At 48.9% G+C, this 3003-nt stretch carries 4 protein-coding genes; all 4 read right to left on the bottom strand.

Features of this window, described 5'->3' with window-relative positions; all coding sequences use genetic code 11:
- On the bottom strand, positions 1-251 hold a 251-nt coding region (locus tag HY879_23145; protein ID MBI5606241.1), incomplete at its 3' end, for a cation-binding protein.
- A gap of 139 nt (positions 252-390) precedes the next feature.
- Positions 391-1005 (bottom strand): TetR/AcrR family transcriptional regulator, encoded by a 615-nt coding sequence (locus HY879_23140; protein ID MBI5606240.1) that lies wholly within the window; start codon positions 1003-1005, stop codon positions 391-393.
- Positions 1006-1159: 154 nt separating this feature from the next.
- Positions 1160-1861: a DUF599 domain-containing protein gene (locus HY879_23135; protein MBI5606239.1), complete on the bottom strand. Its 702-nt coding sequence runs from the start codon at positions 1859-1861 to the stop codon at positions 1160-1162.
- A gap of 146 nt (positions 1862-2007) precedes the next feature.
- The gene (locus HY879_23130; GenBank protein MBI5606238.1) at positions 2008-2634 is read right to left on the bottom strand and encodes an LOG family protein; all 627 of its coding nucleotides are present in this window, start codon (positions 2632-2634) and stop codon (positions 2008-2010) included.
- Positions 2635-3003: the final 369 nt, after the last annotated feature.

The raw sequence follows: 3003 nt of genomic DNA, 5'->3' as shown, positions 1-3003 counted from the left end.
TCCACCAGTTCCTCCACGATCCGTTTATGCTCAGCGGATAAGGGCTTTTGCCCCAGGTCCCGGAAGAGGATGTCTTCCTCCTTTCCGTGGTGGCATCGGTCGGCATACATCCGGATGAAATCCACGGCCAAGTCGATGAATTCCGGGTCAATCCTTTTTTGCAGTTCCGCCCGGTCGATTTCTTTTTGAATTATCCCGATCATCTTTTCAATCAGCCGGTGTTCGATCATGAGGGGGGCTATGGGTAACATGGGGCAACCTCCTACGGTTTAAGGTTCAAGGTTCAGGGTCCAAGGTTAGGAAAAAACTTTTTTCAGGCATCGTGGTGCCCCCCAAGGGCATGGGAGTTTAGTTCAAAATCCCCCAGAGATTAAAGGCTCGCTATGGAATTCATTCAGCCATAGGATTTTTAGTCTGGATGGCCTTCTGAAAGATCTCCCAGGCCCGCTCGGCCTGCTTTTTCACTTCAAATTGTCCGTTGCTTAAATACCAGAGTACAACCGGGGGTTGAACGATCCCCAAAAACATAACCGAAATTGTCTTCGGATCCAGGCCGGGATTGATTTGGCCAAGATGCTGTCCCTGGGCGATTATTTCAGCCACCTGTCCGAGATACTCGGTTATCATTTTATAAACGGCTCCCTTTCGCCGGGGATGTGAGTCGGATATCCCCTCGGAAAAAAGGATCTGGGGTATGGCCTGAAATTCCCGCACCGTTTGAATATGACGCAGCAAAAGGGATCTGAGTTGTTCCAGGGGTAAACCGGATTCCTGCCGCACCAGCCGGACGTTTTCCAGCAGCAGGTCCCGGAGCAGCCCGACGGTGGCCGCCAGAATTTCTTCCTTCCCCTTGAAATGCCGGTACAGGGCCGAGGGAACCACCCCCACCTTCCGGGCCACAGAGGCGACACTTAACCCTTTCATCCCCTGGCCGGCGATCAGGGACATGGCCGCCCGGGCGATCTGTTCTTTTCGAATTTTGCTGGTTTGTTTCTCGGCTCTCATGATCGACCGCATAGTGAATATTGATTCACTATAATAAACCGATGCATTTTTCTGTCAAGAAAAAAATACAATCCGATGAAATGATGCTGGATACCTGCTCTCCGCCTTCGGCGGATGCTGGCTCAAGAAAACGGATGCCCGAGACTAAAGGGATTCAGGCTGTTTTATCGTTAGCCTTCCGCTTCAGGTCGCAAACGGCAGTAGAATAATCCAGGGAACAACAGTGATCCAGCTTGTAGAGGATGAAGACCAAAAACAGGGAGCCCAGGAACATCCACTGGGGGCCGAACAGCCAGAGGACCACCACCACGGAGAGGTAATAGGCCCGCATCCCCAGGGTGTAGTGGAGCATCCCAAGGTCCAGAATGTGGGAAATGAAGTCGGGAGTCGCCGTCGGTTCGCACTCGATGGGCACATTGATCATAAAATTGACCTGATTGAGATAGCGGATGGACAGGGTGAAGCTGAAGAAGGCGAAGAAGAAGTGTATGATCAAGAACATGATTTTAATAAGGAAAAGGGCCTTGATACGGGTGAGGATGGCTGTAATGTCAAAAGGAACTTCGGTGATGTGTTCGGGCCTTAAGAGAAAACTTAAGAGCCCCAGGCCGATAATAATTCCGGTGGAGGCCAGGAAACTGGAAGCCATAATCGAGTTGCGCAGGGTCTGCACCGCCAGGATATCCCGTTTTTGGGTCATGATGGACTCCACCCACAGGCGGCGCAAATGTCGGGCCAGTCCGATATACGTTTCCAAAGGTGCCCGGCGCAATTGGACTACCCAATAGAGGTGGTAAGAGGTCAGGACCAGAAAGGTGGCCCCGGCATAAATGATTTCCGCCCACTGAATTTGCATCTTGAAGATTTTCCCCTGGTTTGGATAAATTATAAAAGACTAAGGAAAGAAGGGCAAGAAGAATGTTAAGGACTTTTATAATGGATAGGCTGTAAATTTGGGGAAAAGATAGCAACCCCTCTTCACAGGTGTTCCAGAACCGGAACTTATTTTTTGATTTTTTCGAATTCCACCCGATATTTATTATAATTCACGCAGACATGATCCATTCTCGAGCGGTCTTGATGGATTTTTTTGATTAACCGGAGGACCTTGTCGATCGAAGTAAGATGAAACATATGATGCATGTCCTGACTGTCGAATAATCCCCTTTTCAGGACCTCGGTCCGCAGCCACTCGACCAAAGGGGTCCAGAGGTCCCCATAAAGGATAATCGGCGTTTCACAAATTTCATGGACCTGGACCAGTTGCCAGGAATAGAACAATTCCAGGAGCGTTCCAATACCTCCCGGAGCCACAACAACCGCATCCGATAAGGACATAAAGGTGTCCAACCTGCTGCTGAATCGATCGAATTCCTTTTTGATATCCAAAAATCTGCCGGCTTTTTGTCCCCGAGGAAGCTTTATATTCAGGCCGATGGAAAGGGTGTCCGATCTTATACTTTTATGACCGGCACTTGCCGCCTGCATGAGCCCCGGACCTCCACCGGTGACGATATCAATCCCCAAGAGAGCCAATTCCTTGGCCAAAAAGAAGACATCCTTGTAGACCGGATCACCTTCCTTAATCCTGGCTGAACCAAAAATAACGACCCGATAATGGGGATTCATTAATAAAAGCCCTTCCTGCCGTGGTCAGCGATTAGATTAGTACATAGCCTATTCTGTTTTTTAAAGGGATTTTGCTAAAAGCTGATAGCTATTGCTCCATCTGGAAAGCTACAGGTTCCGGATGGATATTAATTATCCGGTAGTATACAAAAAATGAGGACGGCCCGCAAAGAAAAAGGGTTATCTGATTTTTCGGCCCCTTAGGAGTACCTGAATCCCCCCTTGACTCCAGACATCCTGACACAGTGCCTCATTTTTATGTAACATGGACGATATCCTTGACACCATAAACGAGTCGAAGCTTCGAACCCGGGAATAATGTTTTTGTCGTATTCAACATTTCACAGAGCCTTCCGATAGCCTTGCTGC

The sequence above is a fragment of the Deltaproteobacteria bacterium genome (genome assembly GCA_016219225.1).
Lineage (GTDB): Bacteria > Desulfobacterota > RBG-13-43-22 > RBG-13-43-22 > RBG-13-43-22 > RBG-13-43-22.
Note: the sequence above shows the minus strand (reverse complement) of the source record. Positions and strands in the feature narration are given on the sequence as shown.

Coding starts and splice junctions, on each gene's coding strand:
- HY879_23140 (MBI5606240.1), bottom strand. CDS start 1,005: ATGAGAGCCGAGAAACAAACCAGCAAAATTCGAAAAGAACAGATCGCC.
- HY879_23135 (MBI5606239.1), bottom strand. CDS start 1,861: ATGCAAATTCAGTGGGCGGAAATCATTTATGCCGGGGCCACCTTTCTG.
- HY879_23130 (MBI5606238.1), bottom strand. CDS start 2,634: ATGAATCCCCATTATCGGGTCGTTATTTTTGGTTCAGCCAGGATTAAG.